Genomic DNA, 17,081 nt, shown 5'->3' on the forward strand with positions numbered 1-17,081 from the left:
ATGAAGCGATCCTCGTCCGACATCAAGCGGCTGATCCGCGCCCAGGAGGCGATGGCCGCCATGGCGCGCGTCGAGCATGCCGCAACCGCCGGCGCCCTCGATGCCAAGTCGGGCGAGATCGCCTCGCTTGAGCGCTGGGCCGCCGAGCCCGACGCGCGTACGCTGCCGCTGCTCGACTTCTATGTCGAGCGGGCCCGGTCGCTGAATGCGGAAAAGGCCGCGCTGGCCAGGCGCGAGCAAACGGCTCGCGAACGGCTGGCCGGAGAAACCGCACGCGTCAGGCCGCTCGAGCGCGCGGCCGCCAGGGCGCGCCGGGCCGAAGAGCGCTCGGCGTCCGAAAAGCAGTTGGGCGAGATGCTTGACCGGCAGTTTTCGGCAGCGAATCAAGTTTCCCGCAAGCCTCGCCGTCCATAGTCGACATCATGGATGTTGCTCCCCTGACACCAGCCGCCGCCACCGGCGATGCGGCCCGTCCCGATTCCGCCGCAGCGGCGGTAAGGCAGGCGGCTTCCGCCGGCGATGTGGCGTTCGCCAGGGCGGTCGATCAGGTCGCGGCGCAGGACGCGGCGTCAGGCGCCGAAACGGTTCGTGCGCAGCCGGCGGAAAAACCCGGCTGGAAGCAGCTTGAAACGCTGCTCGTCCAACAGATGCTGCAAAGCGTGATGACCTCCGAGGAGGGCGGCTTCTTCGGCGAGGGGCTTGGCAGCGACTATTACGCATCATTCATGGCCGAACAGTTCGGCGCCCGGATTGCCGAAGGCATCGATCTGGGCATCGCATCACAGCTTGAGGGGCATTATGGATCGGGAGATGGGACATGATCGCTGAACAGGCGGCGCCGGGCGGGGGCGCCGACACCGAGACGGTCCTGCGCATCGTTGCGCGGCTGACCGGGATCATCAGGGGCGAGTGCGCCGCGATCAGGGACAATCCCGCCGCCGACCTGTCGGGGTTCGTCGAGGCCAAGAACCGATGTCTCTACGAATTGGAGCTTGCGGTTGGCGACGATCGCTCCATTCTCACTCACGCCCATGCCAAGACCGCGTTCGGCCAGTTGCGCGAGGCGGTTGCGCTCAACGAATCGCTGCTCCAGGCGCACATCGTTGCCGTGGGCGACGCGATCGGCGTCGTCGAGGAGCTGTCGGGCGCCATGCCGTCGGACGGAACCTATGGGAATCCGGCGCGCGCCAAACCGGCTGCCTATCTGTGATCGCCCGGTTCGCCGTCGTTGCGGTCGCAACCACCGCCTCGCTCGGCGGGCTCTATGGCGGCGCCACAATGGCGCCGGGCACCGATGGTGCCGTCAACGAAAAACACGCCGAACAGGCCTCGACAACGCTGCGCACCGACCTGATCGCCACGCCGCTGATCCTGCCCGGCCGGATCAACGGCTACATTATCGGCCGTTACGTGATCTCCTATGACGGTGCCATCGTCGACGAACGGCAGCTTCCGCTGACCACGGTGGTCACCCACGCGGCCAACATCTTCTTCTACCGCAACGCTGCCGAGACTTTCTGGGTCGGCGGTCCGATGGGGGTGGACGAACTGGCGGACGGGCTGAAAGTGGCGATCAACGAAACGGCCGGCGCGCCGCTCGTTAGCGCGCTTTCGGTGCGGCAGCTCGACTATCTGCAATCGCCGGAAATCCGGCAGCCGGTGATTTCCTTCGACAATTGATCGGATCGGATCGTCAGGACGCGCCGGGAACGGCACGCACGGTCTGGAAATATTCAGACTTGACGATCGTGTAGGCGTCCGGCGCCTGGTCGAGTTGCGCGGCGCAAAGGGCAGGAACGTCTTCGCCGACAGCCACGACCGACAATTTGCGCAGCATGGAGTCGGCGACGCTGGTGACCGCCATCTGGAAATCTTCATCCGAATAGCCGTTCGGCAGGTCCACCGATGCGGTTACCACGCAATAGCCGACCCGTGCCCGGTCTTGATAGATGGGAACCGAGACCGGCGGCAGTTCGACGGTTCGCGTCAGGGCGATGACCGGCGCCGGCGCGCCGCTGTCACCGAACAGATTGTCCCAGAAAGCGCCGAGATAGGCGCCGCCCACTGCGAGAAGGGCAACGGCAATCCCGGTTCCGATCGTGCTGACGGCCTGCATCGCCACTCCGCATCCTTTGACGGTGCGACCATGGCGTACCAGCCTTGCGCGGGGCCGGTGGCGGGAGCGCGCCTCACTCCGCCGCGAGCGGCAGTGCCGACGTGTCCTTCACCGTGTTGAGCACGATCGCGGTCTTGACGTTCTGCACCGCCTCGTGGGCGAGCAGCGTGCGGTTTATGAAGTCGGACAGCGCGTGCAAGTCTTCGGTGACGACCTTGATCGAATAGTCCATCTCGCCGGTCAGCGCGTGCGCTTCCAAAATGTTTGGCGAGGCCCGGACCAGCCGCGCGAAGCGCTCCGCATTGCCCTCGGTATGTGTCGCAAGCGTCACCGATATGATCGAGACCAGCGCAAAGCCCGCGCGCTCCCGGTCGATGACGGCATGATATCCAGAGATCAGGCCGGTCTCCTCGAGCCGTGCGCGGCGCCGCGAGCATTGCGACGGCGACAGCCCGATCTGGTCCGCCAGTTCGTTGTTGGTCAGCCTTCCGTTTTGCTGCAATGCCGCGAGAATTGTGCGGTCTTGGCGATCGAGTGCTGGATCGTTCACGCAATTCCTCCAATTCATGCAAACATCGTGCGTATTCTTATGCCTGGACGCGAAGTTTGCAAGCATCTTGCATCCCGATTGCGGTAGACTGGAGCAAAACAACCATTTGGGAGAAGTGTCATGGGTCCGTTTCCGCACGACGCGCCGACAGCCGAGATCACCGAGAAGAACCCCGCCGGCACGGACGGCTTCGAGTTCGTCGAGTTCGCTCATCCCGATCCTGCCGAACTGGAGCGCCTGTTTGCCAGGATGGGCTATCAGCCCGTGGCCCGTCACCGGTCCAAGGCGATCACCGTCTGGCGTCAGGGCGACGTCAACTACATCGTCAACGCCGAACCCGGCAGCCACGCCATGCGCTTTGTCGGCGAGCACGGTCCGTGCGCGCCGTCCATGGCCTGGCGGGTAGTCGATGCCGAACATGCCTTCGCCCACGCCGTCAGTCTGGGCGCCGAACCGTATACCGGCGATGACAAGGCGCTCGATGTCCCCGCCATCGTCGGCATCGGCGGATCGCTGATCTATTTCATCGACACATATGGCGACAAGGGCTCGGCCTACGACGCCGAGTTCGAATGGATCGGCAAGCGCGATCCCAAGCCGGAAGGGTTCGGCTTCTACTATCTCGATCACCTGACCCACAACGTCTATCGCGGCAACATGGACAAGTGGTGGGCCTTCTACCGCGACCTGTTCGGCTTCACGCAGATCCACTTCTTCGACATTGAAGGCAAGCTGACCGGTCTGATCAGCCGCGCGATCACATCGCCCTGCGGGAAAATCCGCATCCCGCTCAACGAGGGCACGGACGACAAGAGCCAGATCGAGAGCTATTTGCGCAAATACAAGGGCGAGGGCATCCAGCACATCGCCGTCGGTACCGATGCGATCTATGACGCAACGGACCGGCTGGCCGACAACGGCCTCGAATTCATGCCCGGCCCGCCGGAGACCTATTACCGCAGGTCGCAAAGCCGCGTGAACGGCCACGACGAGCCGATCGACCGCATGAAGAAGCATGGCATCCTCATCGACGGGGAAGGTGTCTTCGACAACGCCAATGGTGACAGGATGACCAAGATCCTGCTGCAGATATTCTCGAAGACGGTGATCGGTCCGATCTTCTTCGAGTTCATCCAGCGCAAGGGCGACGAGGGCTTCGGCGAGGGCAATTTCCGCGCCCTGTTCGAGTCGATCGAAGCCGAGCAGATCGCGACCGGCGAACTGGCAGTGGAAGCGGCCGAGTAGCGCCCAGGGTCAAACCGCCAGCTCGTTCTCGTCAAAAAAGTGCAGGTGGGCCGGATCGAACGCCAGGCCCACCGTCTTGCCGCGCAGATCGTTGTTGGCGCCGGTGGTGCGCACGACGATCTGCCCGAGTGCGCCGCAATCGACATAGAGGAACGTGTCGGCCCCCAGATATTCGGTCACTTCGACCCGGCCCGTCACGGTGCCTTCGGCGGCCCCGACGACCTGGATGTGCTCTGGCCGCACGCCCATCTTGACCGCGCTTCTGCCCGCCTCGCGCTCGAACGGTCCGGTGCCGTGGCCGTCGAGATGGTACAGATTGCCGTCGGTCTCGCAGTCGAAAACGTTCATCTTGGGCGACCCGATGAATTGGGCGACAAACAGATTGTCCGGCTTCTCGTAGAGGTCGCGAGGCGTGCCCACCTGCTTGATGACGCCGAAATCGAGGACGACGATCTTGTCGGCCAGCGTCATCGCCTCGACCTGGTCGTGCGTGACGTAGATCATCGTCGTGCCGAGCGTCTCGTGCAGCTTGGCGATCTCGAACCGCATCTCGACACGCAGCGCCGCATCGAGGTTCGACAGCGGTTCGTCGAACAGGAAGCCGACCGGCTCGCGCGTGATCGCCCGGCCGATGGCGACGCGCTGGCGCTGGCCGCCCGACAGCGCCTTGGGCTTGCGGTCCAGATAGTCTTCGAGCTTGAGGATGCGGGCCGCCTCTGCAACCTTATGCCGGATTTCGGCACGCGGGGCGCCTGCCGTCTTCAGGCCGAACCCCATGTTTTCGCCGACCGACATGTGCGGATAGAGCGCATAGGACTGGAACACCATCGACAGCTTGCGCTCCGACGGCAGCTTGGAGGTCACGTCTTCGCCATTGATGAAGACCTGTCCGCGCGAGGCCTCCTCAAGGCCTGAAATCAGCCGCAGAAGCGTGGACTTTCCGCATCCGGACGGGCCGACGAAGATGACGAACTCGCCGTCGCCGATCTCAAGGTCCACGCCTTTGATGACCTGCAGTTCGCCGAACCACTTTTCCACCTTGTGCAGCGTGATCGAACCCATGGTGCGTCTCCTATGCCGCCGCGGCCGCGCCGAATTCGTGCTCGAGCGCCAGGTGGATCGCCGCGGTCCAGGTGAACTCGGGCCCGCCCAGCCCTTCGCCCGTCAGCGGGTCGAAATATTCAAAAAAGCCCGACTGCGCGACGAGCTTCCGGCAATCGTGCCGCAGCCGCATCGCCAGATCCCGATGGCCGTTCATGTCCAGACCCGAGGCAATCATCCAGTTCATCATGTTCCAGACGGGCCCGCGCCAGTAGCGGCGGGATTCAAAACTGTCATGGCGCGGATCCCAGCTGGGAAAGGCGAACTGGCAGATGTCGAAAATGGCGCGCGCCTGATCGGCCATCTCATCGCGCTGCTCTCTTGTGCCCGCGCCGGCATACCAGGCCAGCATGGATGCATTGGTGATGGCGGTCGACTTGTACCCGCCATTGCGCAGATCGACCGCCACAAAGCCGCGCGCCTCATCGCTCCACATGGCCTGAGCGCCGTCGAAATCGCGGGCGATCCACTCCCGGATCATCTTCATCGCCCGGCCATGCTCGAACCGTTCGGCCAGCTTGAGCAGATCGCGGTCCGCCCGCATCAGGACGAACTGCACGCACGGATCGGCCATCAGGAACGGGCCGTCGCGCGTGATCTTCTCGTGGTCCCAGCCGCACTCGCGGCCGAATTTGACGATCGTCAGATAGCGGTCATAGGTGATCTTGGTCGGCCGTTCGGACGGATCGACCCAGTCGGTGTCGCGGCGGTGATATTCGCCCAGATCGTCCGGCACCGTGATCCGGTTCATGCCGATGTCCCAGTCCGGGCAGTTGTCGCGGCCTGATTCCCACGGATGGACGATGCCGACCAGCCCCGTGCCGTCGGGATCGCGATAGCGGTGCCACCAGTCATGCCAGGCCAAAAGCCGCTCGAACAGGTCGTGGGCGCGCTTGTCGTCGTCGCGGTCGCCGGTCTCCACGAGCCAGCGCATGACGGTTGCCGCGACCGGCGGCTGGGAGTGGCCCGATGTCTGCGGCACCGTGTCGGACTGCCACACATCGGGGCCGGGAAAATAGCTCGGATCATGGTTGCGGAAGATGATGTGCGGCACCATCCCGTCGTCCCATTGCCCCTCAAACAGCGTCTCGATCTCGCGCCACGCCCGGTTCCGGTCGAAGGCGGCAAAGCCGAGCGCCGCGAACGCCGAATCCCAGTTCCACTGATAGGGATAGAGACCCTTGGTCGGCACGGTGTAGCCGCCCCGGTCGTTGGCGTGGAGGATCGCGATGGCGTGTTCGGAAAGCGATGGCGCCATGATCAGCCTTTCACACTGCCGGCGGTCAGGCCGGACACGAGGAACCGCTCGAACCACAGGAACAGCACCAGCACCGGCACGGTCGCGATCACCGCGCCGGCCATCAGATGCTGGCGCGGCACCTCCGAGGAATCGAGTGAGTAGACGCCGCGCGCCAGCGTGAACAGGTCGATATTGTCGAGGAACATGAAGGCGAACAGGAACTCGTTCCACGCGATCATGAAGACGTAGAGCGCGACCGAGGCGAGCGCCGGCAGCGACAGCGGCAGGGTGATCTTGCCGATGACGCCGGCGCGCGTCAGCCCGTCCATCAGACCCGCTTCCTCGAGCTCGGACGGAATGCCGCGGAAATAGCCCTGCAGCATGTAGAGCGCGACGGGGATGGTCGTCGCCGGATAGACGATCAGAAGTCCGGTCAGCGTGTTGCGCAACCCAAGCTGCGAGAAGACGGCGTAAAGCGGAATCACCAGCACGATCGCCGGCACCATGTAGATCATCAGGATCGAGCGGGAGAGGAACTGCTGGCCCGGAAAGCGCAGCCGGGCCACCGCATAAGCGCCGGGCACGGCAAAGGCGAGCGTGATGATCACAGTGCCGACCGCGACAATGGCTGTGTTCAACAGGAAGGTGCCGAAATTGTAGATGGTGAACAGTTCGATGTAGGAGCGGAACAGCCCGGCAAAGCCCTGGCCGAGGTCAATCGAGAAATCGAGCGGGTTGGCAATCAGTTGCGCCTGGTTCTTCAGGCTCGTCATCACCATCACGTAAAAGGGCAGGGCCACCAGCACCGTGAAGAAGACCAGCCCCAGCCCCTTGGCGAGCCGGATCACGATCACCTCGAACTGGTAGCGGGTCAGCCGTCCGGACGGTTGCCCGTGCACGCTGGAATGAACGCCCAGCCAGGTCAGGCCGACAAAGGCGGCGAACGCGACCAGTTGCGCGATCGGCGCCGTGCCGAGCGGCAGGCCGAGCGGAGCACCGAAGGTGAAAAGGACCAGCACGATCCCGACCGTGGCGATCGCGGCGATCGTCAGCCCCGGCGTGCGTGCGTCGGGCCGGAACGCCATGATCAGCGCGCCGCACGCGGCACCCGCCAGCATCGCCGCGCCGATGGGCGGCACGGTGATCGCGCCGGAGACGAGCATGAAGGTGACCGCAATCACGATCATCCAGACAAGGCCCCAGATGGCGCCCGCGACAAGTCCTGTCAGCGTGCCGAACCCCGGTGCCATCAGCCCTCGTCCTGCGGCGAATATTTGAAGATGATCAGCGAGAAGCACAAAAGGACGAGGAAGACGACCACCGCCACCGCAGCGCCGGCGCCCAGGTTCGAGACCGCAAAGGCCTGCTCATAAACATTGACCGTCATCGTGCGAGTGCCGGCCGCGCCGCCGGTCAGAAGGAAGATGTCGTCGAAATTGTTGAACGTCCAGATGAAACGCAAAAGGAACAGGATGGCCAGAATGCCGACGAGCTGCGGCAGCGAGATGTACCAGAACTGCTGCAGCGGCGTCGCGCCGTCCATCTCGGCTGCTTCGTACATGTCGGACGAAATCGACTGCATCCGCGCCAGGATGAACAGGAAGGCGAGCGGAAAGCTGCGCCACGCTTCGATGCCGATCACCGCCGATAGCGCCACGGGGAAGTTGATCGTCAGGCCGAAGAAATCGAGCGGCACCGCCCGCTGGCCGAGGAAGTTGATCGGCGTTTCCAGCACGCCCATCTGCCGCAATATGGCGTTCAGCGTGCCGGAGAACGGATCGAGCAGCAGCACCCAGGTGAAGGCGACGGCGATCACCGGCGCCACATAGGGGAACAGGAACAGGCCGCGCAGCACGGTGCGCCCCCGGAAGGCGGTGTTGAGCATCTGCGCGGCAAACAGGCCCAGCACCAAAGCGCCGAGCGTGGCGAAGATCGTGTAGTAGATCGTCACGCGCAGCACGTGCCAGAACTCGGCCGCCGAAAACACCTTGGTGAAATTCTCGAACGTGAACTCGAGGCTGGTCAGCACATTGTCCGATGTGGCGCGGCTGGCCGCTTCGCTGTCGCGCGGCCGGACAGGATTGTCCAAGTAGGCTTGCGTCGCCGTCACCTCGATGCGGATCCGGTCGCGAAAGCGCGGTTCCACCTCGCCGAGTGCACAGTCCAAAAGCCGGCCGTCCAGCGTGCATCGCGGATCGAGATCGCCGGTTGGCGCGAGCCCCTCGGGGATCGTGTCGGAAAAGCCGGCATCGCGCAGCGGCGCATCCTGCGACGAGTTGCGGACGCGATATTCCAGCGTCGCCACATCGCCCGCCGCCTCGAGATCGCCGCGCAGGCGCTCATTGACGAACAGGCTTGCGGGCCTCAGATCGCCCAGCCCGACCGGTTTGAAGGATATCCAGAAATTGGCGAGCAGCGGCATGAGCACGACCGCCATCACGATGCCGAAAGTCGGCAGCAGCATCGAATAGGCCAGGTTCCGCTCGCGGCGTGCTAGCGGTCCGAGCGTTTTGGGCGGCGCTGCCGCTGACGATGGCGCTGCGGTCGTCACCTGATCGGCGTGGTCGGTGGTTGCCATGGCTGGGCTGCCGGCGAACGGCCGGGCGGATTCTGGTCCGCCCGGCTTTGAACGCGCTTAGTCGATGGCGCCGAGCTCTTCGTTCATCTGCGCGACGGCGGCCGCGCCGTCGAGCTCGCCGTCGATGTACTGGCGCACGATGCGGTTGATGATTTGGCTGTTGATCATCTTGGACGCGAGCGACAATTGCCCCTCGGTCACGCCCCAGCGCGCCGCGGTTTCAAGTCCGCCGGTGATCCGCGCCACCGTTTCGGCCGGATAGACGTCCGACAGCGGCGCCTTGCGGTCGACGCCGACCGGCAACTGCGCCCAGCCGTCGACGAACTTGTTGGGGTCGTCCGCAGTGCCGGTGCGCACCGGAAACTTGCCCTCGGGCGCGATCGACAGCGTGTCGAGATAGCCTTCGTCCATCGAGAACTTGACGAACTCGGCGGCGACATCGGTGTTTGCGTCGGCCGTCACGCCGAAATAGCGTACGTCGGCCCATGCCGCGCCGTCCGGATTGGACGGGCCGGAGAAGGTCGTCACCACATCGGTTTTGGACGCCAGCTCGGCCGAGGTCGGATCGTCGTTGATCGTCGGCGGCGCCGAATCGCGCAGGCCGGCGAGCTCGTCCAGAATGAAGGGCGACCAGATGATCATCGCCGCATTGCCGGAAAAATAGAGTTCGCGCGACTGCTGCCAGAATAGTTCGCCCGGCGGGGAGGCTTCGGCCAGCGTCTTGTAGAAGTCGAGCACTTCCAGCGTCGCCGCCTCGTCGAGCGGTGCGAAACCGTCCGCGCCGACCGGCGAGACGCCGTTGGCCAGGAACACATGCTCGAGCACCTGGCTCATGAAGTTCTCGTCCACCTTTGTGGCCGCAACGAACCCGTACATGTCGGGCGGGTTGTGCAGCGCCTCGATGGCCGCGGTGATGTCGGCATAGGAGTCCGGCGCTTCCAGACCGGCTTCGTCGAACAGATCCTTGCGGTAGACGATCATCTGCGTCCAGCCGTCCACCGGCACGGCGGCGGTGGACCCGTCGAACTGCGCCATCGCAACGGCGCCGGCCTGGAACGTGTCGGCGCCCAGTTCCTGGACGATCTCGTCATTGGTCTCGACGTCCAGAATGCCCGCTTCGGCCCAGGGCAGGACATATTGCAGCGTGTGATAGATCACGTCCGGCAAATCGTTGGCGGCGAAGGCCGCCGTGGCACGGGTGCCCAGCTCGGATTCCGACACCGGAATGACTTCCACCTCATGGCCGGTCTGTTCGGCAAAGGTCGCCGCCATCTGTTCCTGGATCGCCAGCCGTTCGGGCTGCTCCTCGGTCGTCCAGAAGCGGATCGTATCGGCACTCGCCATCGCGGTCATCGAGACCGTGACGAGAAGGGCTCCGGTCAGTGTCGTCAGGTTTCTCATTCGCTTACCTCCCAGTGCGAAAGGCCCGTTCGTCAGCGCAGCAAAAGGCTCTGCCGCGTCTTCGTCGGGGCTGGACAGCTCAAATCGTGGATGCGGGAGAAACATGTGCGGCTCGACCGAACGGCCCGGCAAGGCAGGCAACGGCGCTGCAGCATATTGTCATCCTCCCAGATAGCCATTTTGTATACTTAAAGCGCTTTGGAAATCAAGGTTCGATAGCCCCGATGACCCCGGATCGGGTGGTGAATACCGGTCGTGATCCTTGCCACGCAGCGCTTTGCAGGCGCCCCGAGGCGTGACACAGTGGGCGTGAACCGATGACGAAGAGGCCGCCGATGAATGCCGAAATCCGCGACACGCTCAAGCCCTGGCAGGACAGCCAGCGCGATCTTGTCAATGTCGCCATGGGCCGCAAGCCGGCCGATCTGGTCGTGCGCGACGGGCGCTGGGTGAATGTCCATTCCGGCGAGATCATCGACGGCACGGATCTGGCCGTCATCGACGGGCGTTTTGCCTATTGCGGGCCCGATGCAGGCCATTGCATCGGTGAGGACACGGTCGTGGTCGACGCGGGCGGACGTTATCTGGTGCCTGGCCTGTGCGACGCGCACATGCACATCGAGAGCGGCATGCTGACCGTGACCGAATTCGTCCGCGCCGTGGTCCCGCATGGCACCACGTCCATGTTCGTCGATCCGCACGAGATCGCCAACGTCCTCGGGCTCGACGGCGTGCGCATGATGCATGACGAGGCGCTGGACATGCCGGTCAATGTCTTCGTGCAGATGCCGTCCTGCGTGCCGTCGGCGCCGGGGCTCGAACATGCCGGCGCGTCGCTCGGCCCGCAGGAGATCGCCGAGGCCATGGCATGGCCGAACATCATCGGCCTTGGCGAGGTGATGAATTTTCCGGGCGTCGCCGCCAACGACCAGACCATGGTTGGCGCGATCGCGGCCACCGTGGGCGCGGGCAAGACAGTCGGCGGACACTACGCTTCGCCCGATCTCGGCATCCCGTTCCACGGCTATGTTGCCGGCGGGCCCGAAGACGATCATGAGGGCACCCGCGCCGAAGACGCCATCGCCCGTGTGCGTCAGGGCATGAAGGCGATGCTGCGGCTTGGCTCGGCCTGGTACGATGTCGCCGAGCAGATCAAGGCGGTGACCGAGCACGGGATCGATCCGCGCAACGTCATCCTTTGTACCGACGACTGCCATTCGGGCACGCTGGTGCATGAAGGGCACATGGACCGGGTCGTACGCCATGCGATTGCGCAGGGTCTGAACCCTGTCACCGCGATCCAGATGGCGACGCTGAACACGGCGCAGCACTTCCGGCTGGAGCGCGAACTGGGCTCGATCACGCCGGGTCGCCGCGCCGATTTCCTGATCGTTTCGAACCTCGCAGACCTGGCGATCGACGAAGTCTGGGCCCGGGGTGTGCAGATGGCCGTGGACGGCAAGCTGGCCGGCGAGATCGCGCCCTATGACTATCCGGCGGCGGCCAGGAACACGGTCCGCCTCGGCAAGGAACTTTCCGCCGACGACTTTGTCGTCGAGGCGCCCGTCAATGAAGGCGCCGTCGATGTGCGTGTCATCGGGGTCATCGAGAACCAGGCGCCGACGCGGGCGCTCGAAGCCACCCTTCACGTGAAAGGTGGCGTGGTGCAGATGGACCTGCCGAACGATGTCTGCCAGATCGCGCTGGTCGAGCGCCACAGGGGCACCGGCGCGGTCACCAACGCCTTCGTCTCCGGCTTCGGCTATGCGGGCGACTGCGCCATGGCGTCGACCGTCGCCCATGACAGCCATCACATGATCGTCGTCGGCACCAATCATGACGACATGGCGAAAGCCGCCAATGTTCTCGGCGAAGTGGGCGGCGGCGTGGTCATGGTCTCGAAAGGCGAGGTTCTGGCGCTGGTCGAGCTTCCGATCGCCGGCCTGATGAGCGACGAACGCGCCGAGACCGTCGCCGCCAAGGCCGAAAGGCTCGGCGAGGCGATGCGGCAGATGGGCTGCACGCTCAACAACGCCTACATGCAGCATTCCCTGCTGGCGCTCGTCGTCATCCCCGAACTGCGCATCTCCGATGTCGGGCTGGTGGACGTGCGCACGTTCGAAAAGGTGGATGTGTTTGTGTGAGGGTCAGTCGAACGCGCTGTCCCAGTCCTGGCCGCCATAGAAGAAGCGCAGGAAGGTGACAGTCTCGTCATCGACGGTGAAGGCGATGGTGATGCGGCGCTCGAACCCGACGATCCGCAGCCCGGGCATAAGGTCATCGCGCGCCGCACCGCGCTCGGCGGCGAGGTCGAACGACGCGCAAAAGGCTTCAATTCGCTCGATATAGCGTGTTGCGATCACAAAGCTCGATGCGCTGGCAATCTGACTGTGCAATGAAAGCAGGTCCGCCTCGGCAGTCGATGCATAGACCAGATTTCGGCGCTTCATTCATCTGGTTTCCCGCGTGCTTCGATCCGCTGGAACACCTGGTCAAAAAACGTGTCGTGATCCAACAATTTCGACGGGTCGGCTTTGACCGCATGGTAGGTCGGCACAACCTCTTCCCTGAGCCATTTCTCGATCACCTCGTCGCGCGCACGCAACGCCCGCAGTCCATCACGGACCACTTCGCTGGCCGATGCGTACTCGCCGCTGTCAACCTTGCGTTCGATATAGTCATCCTGCGCCGAAGGCAGGCTTATGGTGCGTTTGACGGTATGGACCATGCAGTCTTCTCCAGTATGCAATGTTCATACCGAATGCGAATCTTCCGATCAATCCCGCCAGAACGCCGGGGACAGCAGCACCAGGACCGTGAACAGTTCCAGCCGGCCCAGCAGCATGCCGAAGGCGAGGATCCATTTGGCGCTGTCTTCGAGCGGGCCGAACGTGCCCGTCGGGCCGATCACGTCGCCCAAGCCGGGGCCGACATTGGAAAGCGCCGTCAGGGCGCCCGAAAAGGCGGTAACCAGATCCGCGCCCGTCATTGCCACCAGCACCGTGCCGATGCCGGCCAGCATGAAGAAGGTGCCGAAATACATCATCGTCACATATTGCGTCTGGTCCGGGATCGAGACCGAGCCCGAGCGCACCGTGCGGATGGCGTGCGGATAGATGAAGGTCTCCAGCGACCGCTTGATGATGCCGAACAGGACGATCCAGCGTGTCGCCTTGATGCCGCCCGTCGTCGAGCCCGCGCAGCCGCCCAGGACGGTCGCCATGAGGATCAACGCCACCGTGAAGGTGTTCCATTCCATGTAATTGTCGACCGCATAGCCCGTCGTCGTGACGATGGAGACGACGGTGAAGACCGCCTTGGTGAACCCCTCCCGGAACTCGATCGTGTCGGAGATGTCGAGCTGCATCGACAACAGGATCGCCAGGAAGAGCGTATAGCCGAGAAAGACCAGCACCTGATTGTCGCGGAACGCATCGAACCGCGCCCGCAATGCCAGAAGGATCAGTGCGGTGAAGGGCAGGGCGGCGATGATCATGAAGACGATCGCGACCCAATGGGTCCATGGGTTGGTGAAAAAGGCGAACGACCTGTCGTGGGTCGAAAAGCCGCCCGACGCCATGGTGGTCATGGCATGGTTGATCGCGTCGAACCCGCTCATGCCGGACCATGCATAGAGCGAAGCGCACAGCAGCGTCAGCGCCGCATAGATGCCCACCACCGAATAGGCATAGGTGGAAAAACGGGCAAACGGCCGGTCGTAGCGGTCGGACGATTCGATCTTGAAGAAGCTGGCGCCGCCGATTTTCAGGAACGGCAGGATGAACAGGCCCAGGACGATCACGCCCAGACCGCCGATCCATTGCAGCATGGACCGCCACAGCAGAATGCCCGGCGGCATCGTGTCGAGGCCGGTCAGGACGGTCGACCCCGACGCCGTGGCGCCGGAGACCGCCTCGAAAAAGGCGTCGGCGATGCTGATGTCGATGGTGGCGAACATGAAGGGCACGGCGGCGGCCGCCGAAAAGGTCAGCCACAACAGGTTGACGACCAGGAATGTGAAGCGCGTCGAGACGACCGGCGGGCTGGAGCGCGTGGCCACGGCGACGAGCGCGGCGATGCCGCCGATCATCGCTGCCGAGGATGCGAAGACCTTCCAGTCCTCATTGTCGTAATAGAGGTCGACCAGGCCGGGGATCAGCATCATGGTCGCCAGATAAAAGGCGAAAATCGCACTCACATGCACCGCGCTGCGCAGCATGTTGGCATTCATTGGGCCGTTTGCTCCCCGGTCCGGTTCCCGCCATGCGCCCCTGCCATTGGCAAAGCGCGTCTGGCGCGTATACACGGTGCGTCGCGCCAATGCCAAAGACTTTCGGCGGCGCACAAAGGGGACAAGGCGCCATGCAGATCGACGACCCGGCCCATTTCGAAAGCGGCGTGCGTGCCGCGCGCGATGCCATGCGCGCATTGTTTCCGCCGACGCCGCTGCAGGAAAACGCCTTCCTGTCGGAGCGCTACGGTGCCCGCATCCTGCTCAAGCGAGAGGACCTGTCGCCGGTACGCTCCTACAAGATCCGGGGTGCGTTCAACTTCCTGCGCAAGCACATGGGCGCCGATGCGCCGTCACGTTTCGTCTGCGCTTCTGCCGGCAACCACGCCCAGGGATTTGCCTATGTCTGCCGCCATTTCGGCCGCCGGGGCACCGTCTTCATGCCGGTCACCACGCCGCAGCAGAAGATCGACAAGACCCGCGCCTTCGGCGGCGATTTCGTCGAGATCGAGCTGGTTGGCGACATTTTCGATGTCTGCAACCAGGCCGCGCTCGACTATGCCGATGCCAATGACGCGATCATGGTGCCGCCCTTCGATCATCCCGACATCATCGAGGGGCAGGCGACGGTGGCGCTGGAGATCGTCGAGCAATTGCCGGCAGGCGCGACACTCGACCGCCTTCATGTCGCCGTCGGCGGCGGCGGGCTGGCGAGCGGCATGACGCTGCTGTTCCAAGCCCTGGATGTGGCGCCGAAGATGATGCTGATCGAACCGAAGGGCGCGCCGAGCCTGAAGACGTCCCTCGCGAAGGGCGAACGCGTCCGTCTCCCGCGGATCGACAGTTTCGTCGATGGCGCCGCGGTGGCCGAGATCGGCGCGCATACGCTTGACGTGCTCAAGCGCTACCGGCCGGACGATGTGACGCTCATCGACGAGGACCGGCTGTGCGCGACGATCATACAGATGCTCAATGTCGAGGGCGTGGTTCTCGAGCCGGCCGGCGCGCTTTCCATCGACGCATTGCAGGACGTGCCCGCGCGAGACCTGCGCGGCAAGACGGTGGTCTGCGTGGCATCGGGCGGCAATTTCGACTTCGAGCGGCTGCCGGATGTCAAGGAACGGGCGCTTCGTCACGCGGGGCTGAAGAAATACTTCATCCTGCGCCTGCCGCAGCGGCCGGGCGCGCTGCGTGACTTTCTCGATCTGCTGGGACCCGACGACGATATCAGCCGGTTCGAGTACCTGAAGAAGTCCGCGCGCAATTTCGGCTCGATCCTGATCGGCATCGAGACGCGCGACGCCGTCAATTTCATCGGCCTGATGGCGCGCATGACCGATGCGGGCTTTGTCTGGCAGGACATCACCGACAACGAGCTGGTCGCCGGCGTCCTGGTCTGACCGGGCAGCCTATTCCGCCGCGTCCCGGTCGGGCAGGATCAGATTGTCGCCGGGCGCGCCGGGCTTTCCTTGCACCTCGTCGCGGATCGGCCTGTCGTGGCGCTTGGGCGGAATGCGCCCGTTGCGCGACAACAGCACCGCGACCGGCCGCGTGCCGTCGAACTCCGACAGGATGATGACGAGGATCGCCATGATCGGCACCGACAGGAGCGCGCCCGCAATGCCCCAGAGCGACGCCCAGCTGGCCAGCGACATGAGGATGACGAACGGGCTGAGATTGAGCGAACGGCCCATCAGCGAGGGTTCGAGCACGCTGCCAACGAAGATCTGGCACGCGGTCAGGGCGAGAAAGATGCCCAGAACCGTGCCCCAGTCGCCGAACTGGACGATGGCGATGGCCACCGGCAACAGGACACCGAGAAACGAGCCGACATAGGGCACATAGTTCATCAGCGCGATCAGCACGCCCCAAAAGGCGGCGAAATCGAGCGCCATGAAGGCCATGATGAGGTAGCACATCAATCCCAGGATGAGATTGATCAGCGTCTTCGTCGCCAGATAGTCGCCGATGCGGGCATTGATCACCGAAACGATCTCGACGACGCGGCGCGAATCGTCGGGATTGTCCGTCATCCGCATCGACTTGCGCTCGAAAGCCTGCCGCTCGGCCAGCGCAAAGCCGGTATAGACGAACACCACCATCATCGTGCCGACGAGCACGCCGACCGACGTAACGGTCGAGCCGATCAGCGATTGCAGCGATACCCCGCCCAGAATGTCGCGTCGCAGCGTGTCCCAGGTCGGCTCGGTCTCGAAGCCGAACTCCTCGCCGAAGCTGCGCCACAGTCCCTGGATGATGCCGAGCAGGCGCTCCTGATAGATCGGCGCCAGCGCCAGAAGCTGGTTGATGTTGGAGATGATCAGCCAGACGAATGCGCCGACGATCAGCAGGATGACCAGGATGGAAATCGCAAAGCGAAGCGGCGAGGGGATCAGCGGCCCGATCGCCGGAATACGTTTCATGTATTGGGCGAGTGCCGTGACGATATAGGCCAGAATGATGCTGGCGATGACCGGGATGATGATGTTCTGGCCGATATACAAGATCCAGCCGATCATCAGCGCGAGCGCGAGCCCGAAGACGAAGTTGCGGAACCGGTCGTGGCGTTCTGAGATCATGGATGCTCCTGCACGATCATCTTTCCAGATCGCCGCCTCT

18 protein-coding genes are annotated in these 17,081 nt (G+C 63.9%); 7 read left to right on the plus strand and 11 right to left on the minus strand.

Going from position 1 to position 17,081, the window contains the following annotated elements; all coding sequences use genetic code 11:
• From ACOQOU_RS16790 to ACOQOU_RS16805, 4 genes are read left to right on the plus strand one after another with little or no spacing between them, the layout of a single operon-like run.
• Positions 1-414, plus strand: coding sequence for a hypothetical protein (locus ACOQOU_RS16790; protein WP_306024769.1), 414 nt, complete (start codon positions 1-3; stop codon positions 412-414).
• 8 nt (positions 415-422) lie between these two features.
• Positions 423-821 (plus strand): hypothetical protein, encoded by a 399-nt coding sequence (locus tag ACOQOU_RS16795; protein WP_109766064.1) that lies wholly within the window; start codon positions 423-425, stop codon positions 819-821.
• Positions 818-1,210 carry a hypothetical protein gene (locus ACOQOU_RS16800; protein WP_109766065.1) on the plus strand — a complete coding sequence of 131 codons (393 nt, stop codon included), beginning with the start codon at positions 818-820 and terminating at the stop codon, positions 1,208-1,210. Before ACOQOU_RS16795 ends, ACOQOU_RS16800 begins: the two co-directional genes overlap by 4 nt.
• Positions 1,207-1,680, plus strand: coding sequence for a hypothetical protein (locus ACOQOU_RS16805; protein WP_109766066.1), 474 nt, complete (start codon positions 1,207-1,209; stop codon positions 1,678-1,680). Before ACOQOU_RS16800 ends, ACOQOU_RS16805 begins: the two co-directional genes overlap by 4 nt.
• A gap of 13 nt (positions 1,681-1,693) precedes the next feature.
• Here ACOQOU_RS16805 and ACOQOU_RS16810 read toward each other — a convergent pair whose 3' ends face one another.
• Complete coding sequence (locus ACOQOU_RS16810) at positions 1,694-2,122, minus strand: hypothetical protein (protein WP_306024770.1); 429 nt, start codon at positions 2,120-2,122, stop codon at positions 1,694-1,696.
• A gap of 67 nt (positions 2,123-2,189) precedes the next feature.
• Positions 2,190-2,666, minus strand: coding sequence for an Lrp/AsnC family transcriptional regulator (locus ACOQOU_RS16815; protein WP_245412896.1), 477 nt, complete (start codon positions 2,664-2,666; stop codon positions 2,190-2,192).
• Positions 2,667-2,786: 120 nt separating this feature from the next.
• On the opposite strand from ACOQOU_RS16815, the gene hppD reads away from it, so the two are divergent.
• The gene (gene hppD / locus ACOQOU_RS16820; protein WP_306024771.1) at positions 2,787-3,911 is read left to right on the plus strand and encodes a 4-hydroxyphenylpyruvate dioxygenase; all 1,125 of its coding nucleotides are present in this window, start codon (positions 2,787-2,789) and stop codon (positions 3,909-3,911) included.
• A 9-nt stretch (positions 3,912-3,920) separates the two neighbouring features.
• On the opposite strand, the gene ACOQOU_RS16825 is transcribed toward hppD, so the two are convergent.
• Genes ACOQOU_RS16825 through ACOQOU_RS16845 form a run of 5 tightly spaced genes read right to left on the minus strand, consistent with a single transcriptional unit; the run spans position 3,921 to position 10,231 of the window.
• A complete protein-coding gene (locus tag ACOQOU_RS16825) occupies positions 3,921-4,973 on the minus strand; it encodes an ABC transporter ATP-binding protein (protein ID WP_306024772.1) in 1,053 nt (350 codons plus the stop codon).
• A gap of 10 nt (positions 4,974-4,983) precedes the next feature.
• Positions 4,984-6,270, minus strand: coding sequence for an MGH1-like glycoside hydrolase domain-containing protein (locus ACOQOU_RS16830; protein WP_306024773.1), 1,287 nt, complete (start codon positions 6,268-6,270; stop codon positions 4,984-4,986).
• 2 nt (positions 6,271-6,272) lie between these two features.
• Positions 6,273-7,502 (minus strand): carbohydrate ABC transporter permease, encoded by a 1,230-nt coding sequence (locus tag ACOQOU_RS16835; RefSeq protein WP_306024774.1) that lies wholly within the window; start codon positions 7,500-7,502, stop codon positions 6,273-6,275.
• Entirely contained in the window at positions 7,502-8,830 is a 1,329-nt protein-coding gene (locus ACOQOU_RS16840; protein WP_306024775.1) for a carbohydrate ABC transporter permease, read from the minus strand. The genes ACOQOU_RS16835 and ACOQOU_RS16840 overlap by 1 nt, the downstream gene beginning before the upstream one ends.
• A 57-nt stretch (positions 8,831-8,887) precedes the next feature.
• Positions 8,888-10,231 carry an ABC transporter substrate-binding protein gene (locus ACOQOU_RS16845; protein ID WP_306024776.1) on the minus strand — a complete coding sequence of 448 codons (1,344 nt, stop codon included), beginning with the start codon at positions 10,229-10,231 and terminating at the stop codon, positions 8,888-8,890.
• Between the two features lie 317 nt (positions 10,232-10,548).
• On the opposite strand from ACOQOU_RS16845, the gene ade reads away from it, so the two are divergent.
• Positions 10,549-12,375: an adenine deaminase gene (gene ade / locus ACOQOU_RS16850; RefSeq protein ID WP_420578745.1), complete on the plus strand. Its 1,827-nt coding sequence runs from the start codon at positions 10,549-10,551 to the stop codon at positions 12,373-12,375.
• A gap of 3 nt (positions 12,376-12,378) precedes the next feature.
• Here the strand turns inward: ade and ACOQOU_RS16855 are convergent, their stop codons facing one another.
• From ACOQOU_RS16855 to ACOQOU_RS16865, 3 genes are read right to left on the minus strand one after another with little or no spacing between them, the layout of a single operon-like run.
• The gene (locus ACOQOU_RS16855) at positions 12,379-12,681 is read right to left on the minus strand and encodes a type II toxin-antitoxin system RelE/ParE family toxin (RefSeq protein WP_306024777.1); all 303 of its coding nucleotides are present in this window, start codon (positions 12,679-12,681) and stop codon (positions 12,379-12,381) included.
• Positions 12,678-12,959: a type II toxin-antitoxin system ParD family antitoxin gene (locus tag ACOQOU_RS16860; RefSeq protein WP_306024778.1), complete on the minus strand. Its 282-nt coding sequence runs from the start codon at positions 12,957-12,959 to the stop codon at positions 12,678-12,680. Before ACOQOU_RS16860 ends, ACOQOU_RS16855 begins: the two co-directional genes overlap by 4 nt.
• Positions 12,960-13,007: 48 nt before the next feature.
• The gene (locus tag ACOQOU_RS16865) at positions 13,008-14,462 is read right to left on the minus strand and encodes a TrkH family potassium uptake protein (RefSeq protein WP_109766189.1); all 1,455 of its coding nucleotides are present in this window, start codon (positions 14,460-14,462) and stop codon (positions 13,008-13,010) included.
• 131 nt (positions 14,463-14,593) lie between these two features.
• Between ACOQOU_RS16865 and ilvA the strand changes: the two genes are divergently transcribed.
• Positions 14,594-15,862: a threonine ammonia-lyase IlvA gene (gene ilvA, locus ACOQOU_RS16870; RefSeq protein ID WP_109766190.1), complete on the plus strand. Its 1,269-nt coding sequence runs from the start codon at positions 14,594-14,596 to the stop codon at positions 15,860-15,862.
• Between the two features lie 9 nt (positions 15,863-15,871).
• On the opposite strand, the gene ACOQOU_RS16875 is transcribed toward ilvA, so the two are convergent.
• A complete protein-coding gene (locus tag ACOQOU_RS16875) occupies positions 15,872-17,041 on the minus strand; it encodes an AI-2E family transporter (RefSeq protein WP_109766074.1) in 1,170 nt (389 codons plus the stop codon).
• Between the last annotated feature and the right edge of the window lie 40 nt (positions 17,042-17,081).

It is taken from the genome of Oceaniradius stylonematis, assembly GCF_965223445.1.
In the GTDB taxonomy this organism is placed as follows: Bacteria; Pseudomonadota; Alphaproteobacteria; order Rhizobiales; family Rhizobiaceae; genus Roseitalea; species Roseitalea stylonematis.

Bases quoted from the DNA above. Each gene is read 5' to 3' on its own strand.
- ACOQOU_RS16790 (WP_306024769.1), top strand. From the start codon at position 1: ATGAAGCGATCCTCGTCCGACATCAAGCGGCTGATCCGCGCCCAGGAG.
- ACOQOU_RS16795 (WP_109766064.1), top strand. From the start codon at position 423: ATGGATGTTGCTCCCCTGACACCAGCCGCCGCCACCGGCGATGCGGCC.
- ACOQOU_RS16800 (WP_109766065.1), top strand. From the start codon at position 818: ATGATCGCTGAACAGGCGGCGCCGGGCGGGGGCGCCGACACCGAGACG.
- hppD (WP_306024771.1), top strand. From the start codon at position 2,787: ATGGGTCCGTTTCCGCACGACGCGCCGACAGCCGAGATCACCGAGAAG.
- ACOQOU_RS16825 (WP_306024772.1), bottom strand. From the start codon at position 4,973: ATGGGTTCGATCACGCTGCACAAGGTGGAAAAGTGGTTCGGCGAACTG.
- ACOQOU_RS16830 (WP_306024773.1), bottom strand. From the start codon at position 6,270: ATGGCGCCATCGCTTTCCGAACACGCCATCGCGATCCTCCACGCCAAC.
- ACOQOU_RS16835 (WP_306024774.1), bottom strand. From the start codon at position 7,502: ATGGCACCGGGGTTCGGCACGCTGACAGGACTTGTCGCGGGCGCCATC.
- ACOQOU_RS16840 (WP_306024775.1), bottom strand. From the start codon at position 8,830: ATGGCAACCACCGACCACGCCGATCAGGTGACGACCGCAGCGCCATCG.
- ACOQOU_RS16845 (WP_306024776.1), bottom strand. From the start codon at position 10,231: ATGAGAAACCTGACGACACTGACCGGAGCCCTTCTCGTCACGGTCTCG.
- ade (WP_420578745.1), top strand. From the start codon at position 10,549: ATGACGAAGAGGCCGCCGATGAATGCCGAAATCCGCGACACGCTCAAG.
- ACOQOU_RS16855 (WP_306024777.1), bottom strand. From the start codon at position 12,681: ATGAAGCGCCGAAATCTGGTCTATGCATCGACTGCCGAGGCGGACCTG.
- ACOQOU_RS16860 (WP_306024778.1), bottom strand. From the start codon at position 12,959: ATGGTCCATACCGTCAAACGCACCATAAGCCTGCCTTCGGCGCAGGAT.
- ACOQOU_RS16865 (WP_109766189.1), bottom strand. From the start codon at position 14,462: ATGAATGCCAACATGCTGCGCAGCGCGGTGCATGTGAGTGCGATTTTC.
- ilvA (WP_109766190.1), top strand. From the start codon at position 14,594: ATGCAGATCGACGACCCGGCCCATTTCGAAAGCGGCGTGCGTGCCGCG.
- ACOQOU_RS16875 (WP_109766074.1), bottom strand. From the start codon at position 17,041: ATGATCTCAGAACGCCACGACCGGTTCCGCAACTTCGTCTTCGGGCTC.